16 protein-coding genes and 1 pseudogene are annotated in these 20596 nt (G+C 54.9%); 3 read left to right on the plus strand and 14 right to left on the minus strand.

The window, feature by feature from the left end:
• Positions 1–30 precede the first annotated feature (30 nt).
• The 7 genes from BWR19_12945 to BWR19_12975 form a co-directional block, all read right to left on the minus strand.
• Positions 31–537, minus strand: coding sequence for a hypothetical protein (locus tag BWR19_12945; GenBank protein ID APX93772.1), 507 nt, complete (start codon positions 535–537; stop codon positions 31–33).
• Positions 538–602: 65 nt separating this feature from the next.
• On the minus strand, positions 603–1049 hold the full coding sequence (locus tag BWR19_12950; GenBank protein ID APX93773.1) for a hypothetical protein: 447 nt from the start codon (positions 1047–1049) through the stop codon (positions 603–605).
• A 3746-nt stretch (positions 1050–4795) separates the two neighbouring features.
• Positions 4796–5278, minus strand: coding sequence for a hypothetical protein (locus BWR19_12955; GenBank protein ID APX93774.1), 483 nt, complete (start codon positions 5276–5278; stop codon positions 4796–4798).
• A 1733-nt stretch (positions 5279–7011) separates the two neighbouring features.
• Positions 7012–7440, minus strand: a complete 429-nt coding sequence (locus tag BWR19_12960; GenBank protein ID APX93775.1) for a glutathione transferase — start codon at positions 7438–7440, stop codon at positions 7012–7014.
• A 305-nt stretch (positions 7441–7745) separates the two neighbouring features.
• The gene (gene trpC / locus BWR19_12965; protein ID APX93776.1) at positions 7746–8552 is read right to left on the minus strand and encodes an indole-3-glycerol-phosphate synthase; all 807 of its coding nucleotides are present in this window, start codon (positions 8550–8552) and stop codon (positions 7746–7748) included.
• Between the two features lie 36 nt (positions 8553–8588).
• Positions 8589–9608: an anthranilate phosphoribosyltransferase gene (locus BWR19_12970; protein ID APX93777.1), complete on the minus strand. Its 1020-nt coding sequence runs from the start codon at positions 9606–9608 to the stop codon at positions 8589–8591.
• 13 nt (positions 9609–9621) lie between these two features.
• On the minus strand, positions 9622–10209 hold the full coding sequence (locus BWR19_12975; GenBank protein APX95018.1) for an anthranilate/aminodeoxychorismate synthase component II: 588 nt from the start codon (positions 10207–10209) through the stop codon (positions 9622–9624).
• Between the two features lie 382 nt (positions 10210–10591).
• Between BWR19_12975 and BWR19_12980 the strand changes: the two genes are divergently transcribed.
• The 3 genes and pseudogenes from BWR19_12980 (at position 10592) to BWR19_12990 (ending at position 11517) form a co-directional block, all read left to right on the plus strand.
• Positions 10592–10873 carry a plasmid maintenance system killer gene (locus BWR19_12980; GenBank protein APX93778.1) on the plus strand — a complete coding sequence of 94 codons (282 nt, stop codon included), beginning with the start codon at positions 10592–10594 and terminating at the stop codon, positions 10871–10873.
• A 10-nt stretch (positions 10874–10883) separates the two neighbouring features.
• Positions 10884–11174 carry an addiction module antidote protein, HigA family gene (locus tag BWR19_12985; protein ID APX93779.1) on the plus strand — a complete coding sequence of 97 codons (291 nt, stop codon included), beginning with the start codon at positions 10884–10886 and terminating at the stop codon, positions 11172–11174.
• A gap of 94 nt (positions 11175–11268) precedes the next feature.
• Positions 11269–11517 (plus strand): annotated as a pseudogene (locus BWR19_12990) (hypothetical protein).
• Between the two features lie 163 nt (positions 11518–11680).
• On the opposite strand, the gene BWR19_12995 reads toward BWR19_12990, so the two are convergent.
• The 7 genes from BWR19_12995 to BWR19_13025 all read right to left on the minus strand — a co-directional run bounded on the left by BWR19_12995 (position 11681) and on the right by BWR19_13025 (position 20361).
• Positions 11681–12703, minus strand: a complete 1023-nt coding sequence (locus BWR19_12995; protein APX93780.1) for a hypothetical protein — start codon at positions 12701–12703, stop codon at positions 11681–11683.
• On the minus strand, positions 12696–13205 hold the full coding sequence (locus tag BWR19_13000; GenBank protein ID APX93781.1) for a hypothetical protein: 510 nt from the start codon (positions 13203–13205) through the stop codon (positions 12696–12698). The genes BWR19_12995 and BWR19_13000 overlap by 8 nt, the downstream gene beginning before the upstream one ends.
• Before the next feature lie 57 nt (positions 13206–13262).
• A complete protein-coding gene (locus tag BWR19_13005) occupies positions 13263–14261 on the minus strand; it encodes a hypothetical protein (GenBank protein ID APX93782.1) in 999 nt (332 codons plus the stop codon).
• 3 nt (positions 14262–14264) lie between these two features.
• Positions 14265–16868, minus strand: a complete 2604-nt coding sequence (locus tag BWR19_13010; GenBank protein ID APX93783.1) for a hypothetical protein — start codon at positions 16866–16868, stop codon at positions 14265–14267.
• Positions 16865–17407: a hypothetical protein gene (locus BWR19_13015; protein ID APX93784.1), complete on the minus strand. Its 543-nt coding sequence runs from the start codon at positions 17405–17407 to the stop codon at positions 16865–16867. Before BWR19_13015 ends, BWR19_13010 begins: the two co-directional genes overlap by 4 nt.
• Positions 17407–19548: a type IV secretion protein Rhs gene (locus BWR19_13020; GenBank protein ID APX93785.1), complete on the minus strand. Its 2142-nt coding sequence runs from the start codon at positions 19546–19548 to the stop codon at positions 17407–17409. The genes BWR19_13015 and BWR19_13020 overlap by 1 nt, the downstream gene beginning before the upstream one ends.
• 294 nt (positions 19549–19842) lie before the next feature.
• On the minus strand, positions 19843–20361 hold the full coding sequence (locus BWR19_13025) for a hypothetical protein (GenBank protein ID APX93786.1): 519 nt from the start codon (positions 20359–20361) through the stop codon (positions 19843–19845).
• Between the last annotated feature and the right edge of the window lie 235 nt (positions 20362–20596).

Raw genomic sequence — 20596 nt, forward strand, 5'->3', positions numbered from 1 at the left:
TGTGTTGGTGGACAGCATCGCGTATCGGCATCAATTGCCAGCGTATACCTGGTAGTTCACATTCAACAACGAATCGTCCGGCCCCTGGGACATCAGGAAGATGCTGATCCGGCGATTGCCGTCGATCCAGCTCACCGTCGCTTGGCGTATCGGCCCGGATGCCCTTACCTCTGAGTCGGCTTCCTTACCGTACTGATCGCGCATTGTTTCCGTCAGCGACTCTACGAATTCCAGCATGGAATCGAAATCACGCGTGTCGTTCAGCCTCATGGTCACCTGGGTAAGCCGCCCGTTGAGGAAGAAGAATCGCTGCGTGTAGGCCTCGCCCTCAAGCTCGGCATCATCTCGGCGCACCGCTTCCACCGCGCCGGTCGTCAAGCGATTCTCCTCCAGTTCCTCTATGCGGTAAGCGTCATCGACGACATCCATGATCTCGTCAATCGTCATTCCAGCGCTGGCAGGCCCCCAAAGCTCTGCCGCTAGCGCCGCGGTGGGTAGCAAAAGCAGCAGCAAGATTCCTGCAAGTCGTCTCTTCATCCGTGGCTCGTCCTTGATGGGGTTATTCTCTCGATAAGCGTTAGCAGCTTACTTCGCAACGCGACTTAGGGGGCGAGGACTTTGGTAAAACGGATCTGCCCGTCTTCCAGGTAGCCGCTATCGACCCAGCCTAGGTGCCGATAGAAGCCAGGCGCTCGGAAACCCTCATCCTCACTGGTCGACAGCCACGCCTGCTTGACCCCGGCACGCCGCAAGCCCTCCTCCGCCGCCCTCATCAATGCCCCGCCAACGCCTTGGCCATGAAACCCTGGGCGCACAAAGCAGGCAAAGACATACCCCTCGGAGACCTGCGCCATCGAGAACCCCACCGCCTGACACTCGACCTCGGCAATGGTGGTCACGTAGTCGTCGCTTGCCACCATCTCCCCAACGCTCTCCACGGTGATCCCCAACCCCGCCAGCTCATCGCGCGACTGGTGGTTCTCGGTGACCGAGCAGCGGATATCGAATAGAGTTTCAATGTCGGCGGTGGTGGCTGGGCGCAGGTTCATGTTGGGCTCTCAAGAAGAAACTCGCGAAGGCAGATCCCAAGTAAATACCATCACTGTACACTCTGCCTCGACTTTGAACTCAGTACTGTATCGCAGCGTTTTCTTCCCCGCGATCATCTCGGGCATCGGTTCTCTCCTGTTGGGGAGTTATCGATGCGTGTCCACTGAAGTGGGGGAACTCCATTGTCCGGTGCAGCGCCTGGTTAGGGTTTTTTATTTTCAATATTGTTCTTGCGTTCCAAAATTGATGCTATATTGCCTAGTTGCTTGCTAATCACATCCAGGCTCTTATTTGTCTTTAAAAAAATTGTATTATTTCGTCCCTTCATTGCATCGGCTAAGTCATACGCAGGGCTATTGCCCGCATGCATCTGTGCCATGTACTTAACATCAAGTACTGATACATCTTTGCCGTTCTTTTTTCTGCGCAAGGGAGTCATATAGCTATACGTGATCTCAACAGGAACTTCGTCACGAAGTTCCGAAAGCAAGCCCCCATACTGCCCAGCTTGATACCTCAATGCTTTCCCTGGCGCCAATATCGGAATCTTTATATTCAAGAAGCTTGATCTATCTATGTCGCTCGGTCCTTTAATCCCCCAGCAATTAATAGGGATAGGATTCGAAAAGATTACATCTCTAGCTGTACCACCGCCATGGTTACATATGACAAGATCTATCACTGAGCCAGCATCGTTACTTGGTTCATAATGTGCGATTACGTTTGGTTTTGACTGCCGATAAACTGCTAGATACGCAACAGCTACCGCAAGAAAGGTAGCTATGGGGCTGATTATGTAAAATAGAATCTGAAAGTTTGTTGGATCAGTAAGCATATTAGCACCTACGCATATCATCATTGATGCTTAACGCCTTGCTCACCGGACAATTGGGAGCGCAGCGAGTAATTTTTCCGTGTGCAGCAACTTGTTAGCTCTACTAGCAATGACTAGACCTTTGTAACTGATTTAATACATCCATAGCTAGCTCTTCATCCCTATCAAAACTACTATCCAAATAACTTTGATGTCTTGATTCGCTAAGCCCATGAAGACACGCAAACTCCCTAACAAAGCCATTTCTTGACTTCATAAGGTCTTTAATGCCGGCAGCTGAAGCCAGTTGCATCAACTCTGTATTTATTGTCTCGTAATTATGCTGCACACCGTTAATTACCAGGACAGCCAAAGATTGTTCCACTACAGGACATAAATCAATATCATTATCTATCCGAACAGGTTCGTTTCCTTCAGCTCGAACAAGTTGAGCTGCTGAGTGAGTGGCATTTACGCCCATAGACAAAACATCCGTAAAGTCCCTAGAAGCAACTGCTTCCATTATCTTAGCTATTAAATACATGTCTGGCCGATTTATTAGCATTTCCCCGAATCGACCTAAATTTTCCCTGCCAGATAAGTAAAGAAGTCTCCCTGACAAGTATCTAAGCTTTGGGGTTATTCTCTTTTTAGCATATGGTGAAGACGAACTATCTTCAGTCAACAAGTCCGCCAATCTTACAGAAAAAGACGCCTCGCAATTCCTTGCTTGAGTTAGCAAACCATTTATAGTTATTGATTTTACAGACTTAGTTGCCCACTTATACTTACGCATCCAGTCTTGAAATCTCTGTAAGTAATTTGAATCTTTAACGGCATCCGAATAATCAACAACAGGGATTCGAATATTATTCTTCTGGAAGCTTTGTTGTAACGCATCCTTTTTTAATGGGTTTGCAAGCAAAAACCTCTTTACATCGCTTATCAAGGAAACCCATTCGCTCCCAATAGAGTTGTCAAAATCAAACTCCCCCTCAAGCCATTCTTCACATGACACATGAAAATCCTTATCTCCATCATGAAGCACTAGGTTGAGCTCATTAAATTTCCATTCGAGTTTTTCTCTCAACAAAGAAACTTGTTTAATAGTGCCCACGAAAACAACATCATCAACATACCGCCAATAGTTTCCATTTGAAATCTCATTCATTTCCTGATCAATACGATCAAGTAATAAATTAGCGATCAGATGACTAAACGTCGGACCAGTTAATAATCCCTTTCCAGTTCCATCCTGCTCGCAGACCTTCATGTGATTTTCAAGTAACCTAAGGCCAAGGCGCTCGTAATCGCCATTTAATTCAGACTGTTGGCACGCTCCCTTCCAAGCTGCTACGGCATCCACTGAAGTTATACTTGGATAAAATTTTTTAATATCGGTGTAGAGAACTACACCATTTTCGGTTTCCCAACACGAATCCGATATAGATTTGTGCCTTTCTCTGAAACCATCAAAGTATGGCTTGAATACCCCACTTTTTTCTTTATTAGAAGATAACCGGTAGCTATAAACATAAGGCTTGGGGATGAATACCTCATGTTTAGAAAGCTCTGTAATTAACGCGACTTCAGCCAAAGCTTCGCTTGGTGCCGGAACATATATATCTCTGTGTATAAATTTATCCTCAGAAATATCTTTAAAATGATACATCCTTAAATATCCAAGACTCTCATTTTGAGTCGCAAGCCTAGTACAGACATCTCTAATCCATCGGTTTTGCCGTCCAACAGAACTTTCTACATAATACCGAAGCGCAAGATATGGGAAGATATCCCTCCTGCGATATTGATTAAGAGCCTTAACCGCAAGTTCGGTACTCATCCTTGAGCCTCAACAGGAAGGTCAAACCTCATAACAGTCAATCTCACAGGAAAGCTTCCTTCTTTAATTGGTTGCTTACACATTGCTTCTGTCCGTGCATACCAACTTGAATCTTCTAATTCTGATTGCTCTCCAATCAAGTTTTTAAATGATTCCTTGAGCCACTTGATAGCTCTAGCAAAGAAGGGGACTACATTTGTTCTTTGAGGTTCAATCCAAATCGCAGTACTCAAAGAATCTCTGCTATGTAAGAAAATGTCATCAAATTGAGGTTTAGCCCTTTTCCAGTTACCAGAGCTCTCAAGGAAACCTGTAAAATTTGTCAGCAAGAGCATTCTTGCATGACAATCCTGACTTAAAAGAGTCATTCTCTTTATTAAATCAACTGTACTTACCTTGCTTAAGGTGTCCCATTCCAATATTTCGAAATTTATCCATATTGCTTGATCTTCAATAACCCCTTTCAAATCTTCTAGCTGTTTTTGTAAATACACTCTAGCACTTTCAGATATTTCTCCAGCCATAATAGTAACTTCTAGCGGGTGACGTGGAAGTATGTTATTTTTTCTAAGTTCATACAGGGTGCAAAGTATACTGACAGTTGCTGCGCCAGAGCCGCTTGGAAGATCTGCGACAAAAACCTTATTTCCTGCAAATATTGAAGCATAAGCATCAGAAACTTCTGAAAGCTTTGCCTTAGGATCTAATAAAGACAAAATTACTCGCGCGCACGACCCATTATAACGCCAAGCAAGATGCTTATCGGTATCCTCTTTGGATATACCCCCTTCAAAACCCTTAGGAGCCTTTTCCTGAGCCAAGTCCAAAAGTGAATTTTCATTCAACAGCCCTTTCCATAGATTGACCAGCTGAGTTGGAAGTATAATATTTTCAGACTTATCACACCATAAACTGTCTGGCAGATTTTCTGTCTTTATAAATCGATTTTTCAAATATCCACCCTCGTTCATCCTGACAGGATGATTAACTACGATAAGTCGCTCTTGCCATCTCAGAGAGCTAACGCATAGCTCACCGGAAAATAGGAGCGCAGCGAGTGTTTTTCCGGTGGAGCTACTTGTTAAAAGTTACTTGCAGGTTCCCGGAGCACGACATGCGCATTCCGATGGAACATGACAGGGATGATCTTCACAACGGGCCGCATTGTCTAATCGCTCGGGATACTCCCCAAAGTGAAGCTCATAAAGCTCCTTCGTTTTATCAAATGCCGAAACCAAGTTCTGGTAATCTTCCTCTCCGTAAATTCCGAAGTACGGAAAGTGATGCAGATAGAAGCCAAATACTGCATCACAATCTGCATGATAAGCCACCGTATCTAAGATGTGAGCATGCCAAAATTCATCAAGCAGTTTATTGGGAACCAGCTCAACACCGGGATATAATTTTTTCAGTGTTAAGTAGCGCCTATATTCCTGCTCAGCCAGATCACACTCTTCTTTCGTCATTTTTGCTTCGCCAGATTCACAAAGCTTCCACTTGATTCGGTCGAAGTTGAGTCCCTCGACAGAAGGGTGCAATCCATGGTTGTAGATTTCTTGTGCTAACGCCACGGTTTTCTCCTTAGTTTGATGGTGAATTACTTTTAACGCCCGCAGCACGTGCGGCTTTGTAGTGAAGGCGTAGCCGCAACGAAAAAGCCGTCGCTGTGCCTGCAATTGTTAGCCATTCGCCCACTCTCCGGTATGCAATTTTCGATCAATCTCTTTCCTTACTCGTTCGTCTATCTTTGATGAGTGATCGATTGCATCAGATCGATGACCTACATGATGGTAAGCATATCGTTGCGATGCCAGAGGCCATTGCCACTTGCACGAGTCGTTGATGCAGTAGACAAGACGGCCATCATAATCATCAATATTCAATACGGACTTACAGCTTGGACAGCGAGGCGTTAGCTCATCAAACTTGTAGTCAGCTCGGAATTTGTTCGGCGGAATCCACTTCCAGCTCCAGTCAATTCCTAAAATATGGTCACGCGTGTACTTTGTGAAATTTGGCTCCTTGCCTGGACTCAGCCTGGTAATTGCCGGGATGAACAAGATGAGGATAGGAACACCTGTTATGAGGAGCCAAAGCGGTATTGGAACGTCAGTGGTAATAGTCGACCAAAACCATCTTGCACCTATAGCTACATATCCCCAGAGTCCAAAGAAAAGCTGCCCTATACCAAGAATAACGGCAAGGATTATTCCCGCAATTACCGAACTCCAGACGGGATCCTTCCAAACCTTCTCCAAAGCTTGACCTCCATTCTATTGGCTAACGCCTTGAATAAGCCGCCAATTTGGAGCGGCAGCGGAAAATTGGTCGGCTTGATTCACTTGTTGGGCGGAATTATCCATAGCCCCGGCCTCACCATTACTGACCATCATGCTTATCGAGAAAATCCGATAACAGGCCTTCATGAGCTAACTCCGCCGATAATCGGTATTCTTCAGAGTCCTGTGCCCGTAGCAAGACGTAAGGAAGATCAGATTTACCTCGAATAGCACTTCTTTCTAGGGCACCACCCTTCGGGCTTTGTTTGTCTGTTTTCACAAAGATGAACATGCCACCGACCAGTACTCGGTAGCCGTTCACACCCTCCTGCCTATCAGGCTTCGGCGCACGGTATGCAAAAACATCATCGTCACCCACGTGACGTCTTAGCCGACACACCAAAGCATCGATGCTGCTGGGTATCTGTTGAAGCGAAAACGCTAACCCCTCCATCAAATATTGGTAGGGCCCCAGGTCAATTCTTCCGTTCTCTGTTGAGGCGACGCTATATTTCCAAAGTAGTCCAGCGATAAATCGTAAGATTTCATCACCTGAAACGTCTTTTAGTTTGTACTCACCCAATGAGTCGCCTTTGGACTCTTCCCTAATCTGTCGAAATGCCTTCGCTGCAATGTTTTCCCACTTGCCCAATTCGTTGTCGCAATCCTTACATAGTATGTTGCGCTCATATATTCCCGATTGGGTATGATCAAAGTCATCTGAGTTTCTAGCGTACGCATGTGCTTTTCCCACTTGCACCTCTCGGGCAAGGGTCTTTGGTATGAGATGGGATTTTATTGTGGGGTCACGCCCACAAATCATGCAGCTCATTAAAAACTCTCCTTCATGCTGCTTTCCGCCCAACAGTGATTGGACTGCACATCCTGATATTGGATGAACATACTTGCACGTTCAATAATCTTATCTAGCCTGCCGCTTTGCACCTAACCCATTGATATTTCATAAGGCTAAGCATAGCTAGGCAGCCTATGCACAATTCGCGAGCGTGCTGCATTTGAAGGTTTCAATCATCCTTTTGCTGTTGAACAAACCACTCCAGCCCGTCGTAGGGCCGTTCCTTGAGTGCCGCCAGGCGGCTGTTGAGATCGCCACTGTGGATCTCGAGCTTGTGCCCATCGGGATCAAGGAAATAGAGGGAGTCCCCTTCGCTGCTGTTGTGCTTCCAGATGGGGGCGTTGCTGGCACGGATGGCGTCTGCAGCGTCGTTGAAGGCTTGGCTTGTTACTGAAAAGGCGAGATGGGTGTAATCGGGATGAGGAGCGATGCGTGCGTCGGCATCCAGTGAGAGGCAGATCCAGTCATCGCCGGCTTGTAGGTAGGCGCCTCGCTGCCATTTCGCTAGGGGTGTGAGGCCTAGCACCTGGGTATAGAAGGCGAATGCGCGTTCGAGGTCGCTGACGGCCAAGGTGACGTGGTTGATGCCGGTGATCAATGCTATATCCCCGTCGATGGGAAATCGTTAGGCACGCTACCGCCCCGAGACTGCATAATGTGTTTATGCGGTAGTCCCTTACGTACAAAATTGTTACTACACGCCGTCTCAGCGGCCTTAAGACCTCATACTAGGCAGGGTTAGTCATACCCGCAAAGCGTATAAGCTGTGGCTTATCAACGCTGTTCGCGGGTGATGCTTGGGGTGTGGCTATGGCGGGCGCGGGGCGTAAGTGATGGCTAACTTACGACAACGGGCAGCCTGGGCTGCCCGTTATTGGATGTGCTTGCTGGTGGTGGCTGCGCTTAGAAGAACAGCCGCCGCAGGGCTTCGCCGGGATCCTCTTCACGCATAAAGACTTCGCCGACCAGGAAGCCGTGGATATCGTGCTCGCGCATACGCAGTACGTCGTCGCGGGTGTGGATGCCGGACTCGGTGACCACGGTCACGCCTTCGGGGATATAGCTGAGCAGCTCGAAGGTGGTTTCCAGGCGGGTGTCGAAGGTGTGCAGGTCGCGATTGTTGATGCCCACCAGCGAGAGCTCCAGGCGCAGGGCGCGCTCGAGTTCGCGCTGGTCGTGCACTTCCACCAGGACGTCCATGCCCAGCGCTTCGGCCTGCTGGTAGAGGTCGATCATGCGCGCGTCATCCAGCGCAGCGACGATCAGCAGGATGCAGTCGGCGCCGATGGCGCGGGCTTCGCTGACCTGGTAGCCGTGGGTGATGAAGTCCTTGCGGATCACCGGCAGCGCGCAGGCTTCGCGGGCTTCGATCAGGAAGTCTTCATGGCCCTGGAAGTAGTCGGCGTCGGTGAGCACCGAGAGGCAGGCGGCGCCGCCGGTCTGGTAGCTGGTGGCGATCTCGCCGGGGCGGAAGTCTTCACGCATCACGCCCTTGGAGGGCGAGGCCTTCTTGATCTCGGCGATCACCGCCGGGTCGCCGGCCTCGATACGCTCATCCAGCGCTTTCACGAAGCCGCGCGGCGCGCTCTGGTGGCGCGCCAGCGCCAGCAGGTCGGTCTCGGTCACCGCCAGGCTACGCTCATGTACCTCTTCATCCTTTCGCGCCAGTATCTGCGCCAGGATGGTGGGCATTCCCTGTGTGCTTGTCATCTTGCTATATCCCCGTGGCAGCGGTTCGAGGTGCCGTCAGTCGGCAAACACCCGGGTGAAGTCGGCCAGTTCTTTCATCTTTTCCCGCGGCAGCCCGGAGGCCTGGGCGTCCTGGGCCATGGCCACCCCTTCCTTGAGCGTATCGGCAATCCCGGAAACGTAAAGGGCGGCGCCGGCATTGAGGGCGACGATATCCGCCGCGGGGCCGTCGCCGGCCAGGGCCTCGTGCACCAGCCGCAGGCTGTCCTCGGCGGTGACGACCTTGAGCGGCGTCAGCGCCTGGCGCTCGATGCCGAAGTCTTCGGGGGCGATGGTGTACTCGACGATCTCGCCCTCCTTGAGCTCGGCGACCCGGGTCGGCGCGGCCAGCGAGATCTCGTCGAGGCCATCCTCGGCGTGGACCACCATCACATGGCGGCTGCCCAGGCGCTTGAGCACCTCGGCCATCAGCCGCACCAGCTTGGGGTCGTAGACGCCGAGCAGCTGGTTGGGCGCGCCGGCCGGATTGGTCAGCGGGCCGAGGATGTTAAATAGGGTACGCACGCCCATCTCGCGGCGCGGGCCGATTGCGTGGCGCATGGCCTGGTGGTGCATCGGCGCGAACATGAAGCCGACCCCGACCTGGTCGATGCAGCGAGCGACCTGCTCGGCGTCGAGCTCGATCTTGATGCCGGCCACGGCGAACAGGTCGGCGCTGCCGGAGGAGGAGGAGACGCTGCGGTTGCCGTGCTTGGCGACGTGGGCGCCGCCCGCCGCCGCGACGAAGCTGGACGCGGTGGAGACGTTGAACAGGTTGGCGCCGTCGCCGCCTGTGCCGACGATGTCGACGACGTTCTCGCCGTGCACGCTTACCGGGGTCATCAGCTCGCGCATCACCTGGGCGGCGGCGCTGATCTCTTCGGCGCTCTCGCCTTTCATGGAGAGCGCGATCAGGAAGCCGCCGATCTGGGCGTCGGTGGCCTCGCCGGTCATGATGGTGCGCATTACCGCGTGGGTCTGGTCGAACGTCAGGCTCTGGCCGCGCGTGACGGCGTCGATGGCCTCTCGCATCTGCATGGGGCGGTCTCCGTTAGGCGCGACGTGAAAGAAAGTTCTGCAGGAGCTCGTGCCCCTGGCGCGTCAGAATCGACTCGGGGTGGAACTGCACCCCCTCGATATCCAGTGTCTTGTGGCGCAGGCCCATGATCAAGCCGGGGGTTACGTCGTCCTCATCCACCCAGGCGGTCACTTCGAGGCACTCGGGCAGGGTCTCGGCGGCCACTACCAGGGAATGATAGCGGGTAACCTCCAGCGGCTCCTCGAGGCCGGCGAACACGCCGTGGCCGCTGTGGCGCACCCTGGAGGTCTTGCCGTGCATCACCTGGGGCGCACGCACCACCTCGCCGCCGTAGACCTGGCCGATGGCCTGATGGCCCAGGCAGATGCCCAGTATCGGCAGCTTGCCGGCAAAGTGCTCGATGGCCGCCATCGAGATGCCCGCCTCGTTGGGCGTGCACGGACCGGGAGAGACCACCAGGTGGCTCGGCGCCAGCGCCTCGATCTCTTCTATGGTGATGGCGTCGTTGCGGTAGGTGTGCACCTCGGCCCCCAGCTCGGCCAGGTACTGCACCACGTTGTAGGTGAAGCTGTCGTAGTTATCGATCATCAGCACGGACATGGCCATGACTCTGTGTTCCCTATGATGTGTGCTATCGCTAATCGGCGCCGTTACCCAGTGCTCTCAGGGGCCGCGCCAGCCGTGCAGGGAGTCAGCAGACACAAAAATGCCGCCCTGACGGCGGCATTTCTCACTCGTCAGCGTGCCGCCCCTGATCAGGAGCGCCACCACTGGCGAATACGGCGTGTCGGTTGAAATCGGATCATCACAGAATCATGCCGCCGAGGGGCGCCGGGTGTCAATGCTGGGAGGTCAGGGGTGGCTGAATCGCCCGCCAGTGTTGGCGCTGCCGGAGCGGGAGGAGTAGACGCCAGCACATATAACGCATTGCGTCATATGCTGCCTTGCGTTATACTTCTGCCTAGCTAATGGGAAAATCAGAATGATCAAAAGTGTCAAGGATAAAGAGACGGCCAGCATTATACGCGGCAAGCTCTCCCGAAAATTGCCGCATGATATGCAGCGAAGCGCGCTCAAGAGACTTCGCCAACTGGATGCAGCCGTCAGCCTTGATGACCTTCGCATTCCACCTGGAAACCGCCTCGAGGCCCTTCAAGGTGATCGCGGAGGACAATACAGCATACGAATAAACGATCAGTGGCGACTTTGCTTCCGCTTTCAAGAAGGCAACGCCTATGACGTGGAAATCGTCGACTACCACTGAGGAGAGCATCATGAAGACTCAGCAACTACCCAACATACATCCTGGTGAGATCCTGCTAGAGGATTTTATCGAGCCTATGGGGCTCACCAAGAATGCGCTAGCCAACGCTATCAGCGTACCGGCTACACGGATCGGTGAGATTACCCGCGGCGCACGAGCCATTACCGCCGACACCGATCTTCGCCTGTCGCGCTACTTCGGCACCAGCGAAGGTTACTGGCTGCGCCTGCAAAACGCCTATGATCTTGAGCAAGCACGTCGGGCTGGGCGCTACGAAGAGATACGCCCCCACGCCGCCTGAATAATGGTCGGGTGTCTGCGCAAGCGCCATGCCGTAGCGCAAGATGTACGCCCATAGCCTGGAAACCATGGGGCTTGGCTTCTCCGATGTTGGCGAGGCCCGTGCCCGGCTGCGAAATGAACTGGCGCTACGGCTGAGTGATGCCCACCGGCAGTTCCTGAGCGGGCTGCCCCGGGCGCAGCCCGACTGGTCACTGCTGCAATGTCCGCATGCCGAGCAGTTGCCGGCCCTGCGCTGGAAACTCGCCAACCTGAGCACCTTTCAGAAACCTCGTCCGAAAGACTTTATCGCGCAGGCTGACGCTCTTGATGCAGGGCTGGCCGTCTCCGCCTCCAGGCACTAAGGCAGGTGCCTGGCGATGCCTTCAGTATTGGGCCTGGAAGTGTCTATGAAACCCGGGGCGATTCACTAGGGCTATAGACTGCAGGAGCAACCTCTTTCATACGCGAAAATCCTTGATACTGCCCCCTCTGGAAACCCAGTCTCTTTAGTCAGCCCTAGTCCTATCAACGGTAGAACGCATTCAGTTTGTCCTGATGCTCATGTACCTGCTGGGCAAAGGTTTCATCGTCCATATCCCGCCAGTAGCGCGGCGGGCGCCCGCTGCGCCGATCATGTTCCAGTGATGTGGGATCTAGCGGGCGGAACTCTTCCCACAATGGCGTATCAGGCAGCGGCTGCGAGGTATCCATATAGCGCTGCACCATATCCCAGGCGGCACGCTGCTCTACGTGGCTACTTGTCGCACCGAACATCCCCACCAGGGCCACATGCACTTCCTGACGATAGTGCGCCAGGCTCAGGTTGAACTGCGGTAGGCCCTGATGGCTGGGCGTGCTCTGCAGGTAGCAGTCGAACTCATGAAACGGCAGCTGATGTTCCACCTGCCAGGCGGTACGTTTCTTGGCCGGGTTGGCGAATACCGTGACCATGCCGGTGCGACGATTGAGCTCCCACATGGGGCCTGGTTGGTATCCAGCGGCGAAACTGGGGAAGAGGCGATAGATCAAAGTAGCAATACCCCACATTGAAAAAAAAATAAGTGCAAATACAGCTAAGAAACCCCAATAAAAATTTTCATACACTGTGCTAAAAGACACACCCTCACTAGTATATCCAGCATACTCAAATGCCGTATAAAGAGTAACCAAGAAAGCAATAGGTACAAACAGCCCCCCCCCGACAATTCCTCCCATCCTTATGACTCCGAGAATAAAATTTATTTTTGTCTGACTAGTATAACGTAAGCACTCTTCATCCATACGTATGAGGTGCTTTTCACGATCGCTAGGCCGCGGAGAGTGGTCTGGCTGACTTTCAATATGCCGTAGCTGTTTAGGCGGAACCATTTCGAGTCCGCGTGCTATCGGCGCAACATCCACCGTCGGATGTCGGCGAGGAAGACGCTGCCCACTGGCAGCCGACATACGAAAGCGCCTAGAGTGCTCACTTTCCTCTTGTCGCAGCGTATCAATACGCTCTGCGGTATAGGCTTCAGCGCTATAGGTGATGGGCGTCATATCAGCCATCAGTTGCCTCGCTATCTTGGTGCGTCATTTCATCGGCCCAGTATGGCTGGCCGGCACGCGTGAAATCCGGCGTCATGGGATCGCCGGAGGCCTCCTCGGTAGGAGGCGGTGCCGGTAGCACCCGGGGTAGATCGCTATCATCGTTTTTACGCCACTGCACCCGGACTTTTAGGTGGTGAATATTACGTCGTGTCGTGGCCCTTGTCGTTTCGGGCTCTTCAGGTGCCCAAAAATAGTACTCTCGACCATCCGTCGTCGCGCGCTCGAAGAGCGGCTGAGTGAGCTCGCCCAGCTCGCGGCCCTGCTCCAGCCACTGCGAATAACCCTCTTTATGGTTAGTGTACTTGCGCTGGCTAACGGTCTCGAAACGGAACTTGGCCACTTGCTCCCAGCCTGGGGCCATACCGGGTAGGTTACTATTGACCACCACTCGCGTATTGGCGAAGGGGCCAGGAAACGCATCGAGCGCCTGCTGCTGTATCAGGCGCTCGACATAGGCCATTGGCTCCGAAAAGCTAAGCAATCCGATCGCCGGGCGCTGCTCTACGTCTTGAGCGTTTCATCTCGCTGCATCGGGACCGTAGGCTTCACTAGTGACGGCCCCCTGATGGATCCCCTCATCAACTTCCAGATCATAGAGCCGAGTAGTGGGACCGTCGACGCGACAGCGCTCCTTGACCAAAGAATGCCATTGATTACGGGCGGCACGTTGGCGGGCGTATTTGGCTGTAATGTCGCGGATAAACAAGCATGGATACAAAAAGGCAAGCCCAAGAATTAATATAACTGCACGTGACTTCGGAGTTATTCCTTCTTTAACTGATTGTCGATAGCCCTCTATATTTAATGTGGCTTTTTTTTGTCTTTTCCTGTATCCCTCTAAAGCCGCTTCGCGGTTAGAATTCGACAGTGGGTTACCTTGTTCGTCGAACCAGGGCCCTCTCTCCATGTAACAACGCAAATACTCCCAAAGCATGCCCTGCGTTTCCGCGGTACGCCCCATCGGCAGGTTCAATTGTAGAGCAATCACCTCCTCCGGATACCCATAGCGCTGTAGCAACAACTGTAATGGGGTTTCTGTCATTGCTCCGGTATATTGGGTCACGGTGCGGCTCTCCTGCATCCAGGCCACCGCTTCGTCCCAAGGGACATGGTAGAGCTTGTCCTTGTCCTGGAAATAGACTTCCCTAGTTCGGCGATTAAAGCGAATGGGAGAGGAAGACGGCCAAAAAACCTCAATCAAAAAGACGGCTGTAGTAATACCAAACATTACGGCCATCGTTGTAAATACAAAGGCAACACCTTCCCAATCCTGAAAAACAATGGGGAATAATATTAGGGACATATAAACTGCCCCTAACCCCCACACTCCTGTGAATACCCCCTTCCCCTCTTCCGCACCGCTAGATAGATCCAGATAGTGCTCGGTCTGATCCTGCACCTCACCCAACTGCATGGGCTGCTGTGCAGCCCGGCGCTTGGGAGATAATACAATCAACTCGTCGGCTAGACCTAGCCGTTGGGAGAGATTGGCGAAATACGTCTTGATGCTTTGCATGGCCTAGCCGATCTCGATTTCTATGGGTGAAAGGGTCAGGTCTGGGAACGGGCGATAATAGAGTGTGCCAGCTATCGAGCGAAGACGCTCGCCCTCCTCATTGACGTGGAACACGCGACGATAGACGGGGCGATCATGCCGATGTTGCCCACCGATATCCAGCTCGAAGTCTTCTTCTGTCCAAACGTTCTCCTCTGTCTCGGTACCCCACCACCCGGCCCGCCAGCGCTCTTCAGCCTCAAGGGTAAACATACCTGGGAAGCGCTCGGCAGCAGGAAACTCCACATAGAGCCATACAGAGGTATATCGCGTGTTCAGGCGATGGTTCCATGTGTCCCTGCGCTCCAACCTCATCCGAGGCTGGTAGAGCAGTCGATATAACTCATCCAGTTCCTGCTCAAGATCACCTGCCCAAGCGGCAGGGCGAGTCCCGAAACGAGTATTGCGTAACCACTGCTCCAACGGGTTCTCGCGTGTGTAGTAAAGGCTGACCGCTCCTGCGACAATCAAAAGCGTCAGACCCAGCATCAGCCCCGGCTTACCTGCCCGAGACGCTGTGCTTGCAGCCTGTAAAAACTGACCGGTTCTTAATGCCGCCTGAGCACGGCGGTATTGGATAAACGCCTTTGCGGCCAGTGCCGTCTGCCCGGCACTAAGAGTACTCATGCCCGTCAAGATAGCTGCAGAATCGAGATCACCTTCGCCATAGCGCTCCCAGGCCATACGGCCAAAGTAGACGACATCGAATAGCGCAGTGACACTCAGGGCGACATTGGTGATTTGCCCTAATGTAAGGTAAAAATCAAACCTTCCTCGCCAAGCCGCGGACATCCCTTGGGATAAACGCAGGTCTCGAGCATCAATCTGTGCAAAATGCTGTAGGATCGCCGTAGTTGTAGTCGCAGTACCAAATAGACCAGACCCAAATGAGCTCAGCGTTGAAATTGAACGCTCACCATCATATAGCTTAATACCGGCATCAACTAACATCGCACCACTTAGTACTACCAAAACACTTTTAAGCGGTGCCTCACTTAGCGCACGTGTAAAGGGGTTACCCTGCGCAGGCGCCGTAGCATCGTTGGCGGCCAATCGCAGCGTAGTCAACTGCCTACCTTCCAGATGCTGAAGAAGCTCGGGCCGCAGCCGATAGATCGTGCTTGGCGCCCCTGCTACTCGGGCGCTAGGTTCGTTGAGCCAATCGACCATCTGTCGGAGTGGTACCGCCTCGGCAGTAATAGACTGGCTGCTGCGCGCCAGGGCGGCGGCAAAGTAACCGGCCACCATCAGTTTGTGCAGTGATGTAGCGCCTAACTCCTTGAGAAAAGGCCCAATGGCAGTACCAATGGCCAGGAAGAGTCCTTCTCTCGCTGCAAGCAAGCCACTGCCAAGCTGTGAGGATAACTGATTAAGGCTGTGCGCCCAGGTTTCCCAGTCATTCGCTTGCAGACCATCGGGGACAGTTAGCATACGCTGCACGTCACTTAACTGAAGGTGCCTGGAAAAACCTAGCAGTGCAGCCCAGAGAGAGTGTCCACCATAGTCGAAGGTGGGGCCTTCCTCCGGCTCTAATATGCGCTCGACCATAAGAGCCCCTACTTGACTCTGTACAGCCCCCAACAGAGTGGCACTCCACAACGTTTCCATAGCATCATGGTCGTCATTTCTAGACGGATCAAAGTGACTCTGAGCGGCAGCAAGCGAAGCGGGAGTGCCGCCTGTCCAGAGTGTATCCATCCAACGCTGCCAATCGTTCGTGAGAGAGGCGAGCCGTGCTTCCAGCGCCTCAATCTCTTGATCGTAGCGCTTGGCAGCCTCCTCGATTCTTGGCTGGTTGGCCAAGCTTGGCAGCTTGGCCCAGAATTCACGGTTCTGCCTAGCTAACGCCAGAATATTCTGGGCCAAGACTCTTTCTTCGCCTTCTTGGGCGAACCACGCCTCTCGCTGCGCCAACCCCTGGCGTTGTAAATGGGCAAGCTCAATCACCACTCCCCAAGGATCGTCGACAATAGCAACGGCCTGTACCTCAGCCTGGGTTAGCGTCGGCATCAGCATTTCCCAGCGCCCTAAAGACGCCCGAGGCTCGCTGCTCCAGGCGAAGGCATCATCATCCAAGGCATTCAACTCAGGAATCTCGGTGGCCCACTCCAGGGGACCACTGGATGGAACTTGCGCCGGCGTGAATTCGCGCATCAGTGCTTGGCGCTGTTCGCTATCTGCTTCTATAGCAGCATAGTGTTCATCACTCCATGGCACTGGTGACCAAGCGATGGCAGCAACCTGTCCACATGGTAGAAACAGATAGGGACCACCACCCGGCATGATGGGATCACCTGCCCGTGAGGTCTCTTCGAGGGCTCCGTCTGCTACCTGATATTCAATCAAACGCTGCTGGCTCTCGAGCCAGACATAGCACCATCCGTCACGTAAAGGACGAGCTACATAGCGCAGCGAAATATTGAGCGAGTTATCGCCAGCGTCGATGATTGTGCCCATTAGCTCGGGCAATTCGATGCCATCTAGGCAAGGGCTTTCCAACTCCTCATGCCCGATGGCATAACGAGCAGGAATGATAGCGGCAAGTAGAGGGCATTGAGCGGCACTCATAAAACAGTCTCCGCAGGCGAGAGAGAGGCCAGTTGGCGCTCATTGAAAGTAAACAGAGGGAAAAGCGCATCGTCGTCAGGTTCTTCCCATGCCTGCTTTCCCGATAGCGGCGTCCAGGCTCCTTGCTGTGGGAATAGCTGGAGAGATTCAACTCCCCCCCAAAAGGCATCTGGAAAGACGTTCTTCTCAATCCCCCTCTCCATCACCCGACTATCGGCATAACGAAGCCACAATGTCCGTTCCATAGGGCCGCGTATCAACAATCGGCGTCGCCAGTAGGCTGCTAGCTCATAGGGTGTTAGTGAACTCGTAAAGCACCAGGCATAGCGCAAAGGTGGCTCATTCGCCTTCCAGCGTTCGAGCATCTCGCTATTAGCATTTACACGAGCCAACAGTGGTCCAGCGCCGGCGAGGGCTTCATAGGTGGTGCCTTGTAGTATCGAAATGACTTCTTCGGCCATCCCAGAGGCGTACAGTGCCCGCATGGCGTGAGGGTTCAGCTTTCCGTCTACCATTATCCAGCTACTGGGTTCTGCCATCAGGCTTCTCCCTTGGCGTTACAAACCTCACAGACCCCTTCGCCAAGTTGGGCAGCCTCATGCAGCACATAGTCCTGCTTAAGCAGTGCAGCAGGAGCCTTGAAAGCAACATGTGCACTTTCTTCCGCCACTGCTCTTCCCGGCAGCAGCGGCGTTTCGGCGGACTGGCCGGAGCCCGAGCCGGGGCTGCCGCCGGCGTTGATCTTGACGCTGGGGCCGCTGATGGTCACGCCGCCGCCGTCGAGCTTGAGGAAGCTGCCGCCGGCGTTGAGGGTGAGTTCGCTGCCGGCGTCGAGCACGACCTTGTGGCCGGCCTTGATATGCAGTTCGCGGCCGCTTTCGGTGAGCCAGGCCTGGCCGGCCTTGACGTGCAACGTGCCCTGGACGATCAGGTGCTGGCTGCCCTCGGTGTGCTCATGGCGCTGGCCGTGGACCGTGTGGTGATCGTCGTTGTCGATCTCGCTGATGCGGTCGTTACGCACGCTGAGGTAGCTGTCGTTGCCGACGGCCTCGGTGCGGTCGTTGTTGGTGAGCAGTTCCAGGTCCTTCTGGGCGTGCAGCCAGATCTGCTCCTGGTCGGCCTGGTCCTCGAAGCGCAGCTCGTTGAAGCCGTCGCCCTGGTGGCTCTGGGTGCGGATCACGGTGCGGGTCTTGTGCTCGGGCAGCGTGTAGGGCGCGGTATTGACCGCATGGTAGGTGCGCCCGGTGATCAGCGGCTGATCCGGATCGCCCTCCAGGAAGCTAACGATCACCTCATGCCCAATCCGCGGGATGGCGATGCTGCCGTAGCCGCCGCCGGCCCAGCCCTGGGCGACGCGGATCCAGCAGCTTGCGGTGTCATTAGGTTCGGCGTAGCGGTCCCAGGGGAACTGCACCTTGACCCGGCCGTGTTCGTCGCAGTGGATCTCTTCGCCCTCGGGGCCGACCACGAAGGCGACCTGGGGGCCGTCGACGCGGGGCTTGGGGTCGGGTTCGGGCCGCCAGGCGGCGTCGCCGGGGGTGAGCACGATCTGGTTGTAGTAGCGGGTCATGGCTTCCGAGCCTGCCCGACCCCGCAGGCCAGCGCTATCTGACTGGGTGACACCGTCCTCTTCCAGGGCCTGGGGCTGTTCACCGCGGTGGATGACCCGCACCACCTGCCAGTCGCGGTTGAGGCTGTCGGCGTCGTGGTCGCTCAGCGTGAAGCGGCTGCCGGGGGCGAGCTCGGGCAGGTCGCTCTCGGCCTCGGCGGTGGCGGCGTCGCGGCGCAGCGCGTCGAGACGGATGCGGGTGAAGGGCTCGCCGGAGGCGTCGTGCTTGTAGCGCCCGGGGTAGTCGTAGTGCTCGTACTCTTTATTAACGACGCCACGTTGCGCATGTTCCTCGAGGCCCCCGGCCACCTGTTCGTGAAGCTGGGCCTGATGTATTTGTGAATAGCCCGGCTGCTTGAAGGAGTAGTCCTTGAGGGTGGCGCTGGCCGGGGCGACCCGGGCGACCTGCTTGAGCCGGCGCACATGGCGGGTCGGGGCGCTGCCGCCGGCGCGGCTGTGGTAGCGGCGCTCGCCCAGCGCGGTCAGCATCTGCGGGTCGTCGGCGAACACCAGGCGGTGGGCGCCGCCGACCTCGTCCTCGCCTTTTTCGAAAAACTCGTGAAAGTAGAGCAGCCCCTCTTCGGCGGCCAGGCGCTGGATAAAGGCCAGGTCGGTCTCGCGGTACTGCACGCAGTATTCGCGCTCTTCGGGCTCGCGGGTGACGGCGAAGGCGACGTCGGTGATGCCGCGCTCCTCGCACAGGGTGTTGATGATGGTCAGCGGCGAGACCTGCTGGAAGATGCGCGAGTTGTGGCGCAGCGAGAGGCGCCACAGCGCCGGGCGGATCACCAGCGAGTAGAAGGTGCGGCGGTGGCCGCGGTCGCCGCGGCTGAACTCGGCGGCGATGCCGTGGATGCGGCGCAGCGCTTCGCCGTCCTGCCAGATCGTCAACGTCAGCTCGCGGTCGAGGAAGGCCTCGGGGCTGAGGTCGGGGTCGCGGCTGGCGAACTCGACCGCGAGGCGGAACGGCGCCGAGAGCGACTCCTCGAGGGTGAAGTCGATCACCGCCAGGTCGAGGGCGTCGTCACTGGCCTGGGCCAGGGTGAACTGCAGTCCGGTTGCGTGGGCCATGGGTCCCTCCAGGCGAGTAATGAGGCGTCAGCCGGCGCGCCGTGCCACCCGGCAGGTTACCGTTCGCCGGGCAGCACGCAAGCGGCCCGGGGCAACTGTCGTCGATCACTGATACGGCGTATGGGCGATCGCTTACATATGCTGATGCCAGGGCTATAAGCGAGCCCTGGCATCAGGTCTTGCACGAAAACTGGCTGCGCTCGTCGAGTTTTCGAACAAAACCTGGCACGTCGATAAGGCATGGCGGTGCTCGGGTTGCGAGCCATCGGGTGAGCCCCGCCATGCCCTCGAGGCTTACGACTCGAGCGGGGCGCGCCAGTCGTCGGACCCTGAGGTGCCGGCCACGGTGTGCTCCCAGTCGATCTTGCGGTAGGAGAGCGAGACGTCCATCAGCTGGGTGAACTCGGCACTGTTGGCGTCCTGGGCGTGGGGCATGCGCAGGTTAATGTCGACGATGGTGGCGTCGGTCAGGCTGGTGGTGAAGAAGTGCTCTTGCTTGCCTTCCACCGAGGTGCGGTACCACTTCAGCTCGACCTTGGGCAGCATTTCACCGGAGGCCAGGGCGTTGTACATCAGCGGCACGGCCTTGTTGAGGGCCACGGTGAAGATGAACGGCTTGTGGGCGCGCTGGCCGGAGGGCTGGCCGGACTGCGGATCGGTGGGCACGGTTACGACGTGCTTGAATTCCTGGACCAGCATCTCGTCTTCGTGGCCTTCGACGTAGATGTTACCCACGGAGTCGGGGGTGAAGGCGCCGGCGGTGATGTTGCCCTGGGTCTGGCCTTCGATGCTGATGTAACAAGGTGTAGGCATGAATCTTCTCCTGGTGGTTGAAAACGTCCGGTGGACGCCACTTATAGAGCACCCCTCATGCCAGAAAACTAATAAGTTAATGCATTCAATTAGTTATAGACTTTCGTCGCACCATGACTAAGAAAGATTAGGCAACTTGTTGCCCAGGGCGAGCAAGATCTTGCCCGCTGGGCAAGAAGTTGCCTAATTAAATTTCGGAAACGGTGGCGTACCGATGCGTAGCGCTGTGATACGA

This window comes from Halomonas sp. 1513, from assembly GCA_001971685.1.
In the GTDB taxonomy this organism is placed as follows: domain Bacteria; phylum Pseudomonadota; class Gammaproteobacteria; order Pseudomonadales; family Halomonadaceae; genus Franzmannia.

Bases quoted from the DNA above. Each gene is read 5' to 3' on its own strand.
- BWR19_12995 (APX93780.1), bottom strand. From the start codon at position 12,703: ATGGCTGATATGACGCCCATCACCTATAGCGCTGAAGCCTATACCGCA.
- BWR19_12950 (APX93773.1), bottom strand. From the start codon at position 1,049: ATGAACCTGCGCCCAGCCACCACCGCCGACATTGAAACTCTATTCGAT.
- BWR19_12985 (APX93779.1), top strand. From the start codon at position 10,884: ATGAAGACTCAGCAACTACCCAACATACATCCTGGTGAGATCCTGCTA.
- BWR19_12975 (APX95018.1), bottom strand. From the start codon at position 10,209: ATGTCCGTGCTGATGATCGATAACTACGACAGCTTCACCTACAACGTG.
- BWR19_13005 (APX93782.1), bottom strand. From the start codon at position 14,261: ATGCAAAGCATCAAGACGTATTTCGCCAATCTCTCCCAACGGCTAGGT.
- BWR19_12945 (APX93772.1), bottom strand. From the start codon at position 537: ATGAAGAGACGACTTGCAGGAATCTTGCTGCTGCTTTTGCTACCCACC.
- BWR19_12980 (APX93778.1), top strand. From the start codon at position 10,592: ATGATCAAAAGTGTCAAGGATAAAGAGACGGCCAGCATTATACGCGGC.
- BWR19_12970 (APX93777.1), bottom strand. From the start codon at position 9,608: ATGCAGATGCGAGAGGCCATCGACGCCGTCACGCGCGGCCAGAGCCTG.
- BWR19_13010 (APX93783.1), bottom strand. From the start codon at position 16,868: ATGAGTGCCGCTCAATGCCCTCTACTTGCCGCTATCATTCCTGCTCGT.
- BWR19_13015 (APX93784.1), bottom strand. From the start codon at position 17,407: ATGGCAGAACCCAGTAGCTGGATAATGGTAGACGGAAAGCTGAACCCT.
- trpC (APX93776.1), bottom strand. From the start codon at position 8,552: ATGACAAGCACACAGGGAATGCCCACCATCCTGGCGCAGATACTGGCG.
- BWR19_13025 (APX93786.1), bottom strand. From the start codon at position 20,361: ATGCCTACACCTTGTTACATCAGCATCGAAGGCCAGACCCAGGGCAAC.
- BWR19_13020 (APX93785.1), bottom strand. From the start codon at position 19,548: ATGGCCCACGCAACCGGACTGCAGTTCACCCTGGCCCAGGCCAGTGAC.
- BWR19_13000 (APX93781.1), bottom strand. From the start codon at position 13,205: ATGGCCTATGTCGAGCGCCTGATACAGCAGCAGGCGCTCGATGCGTTT.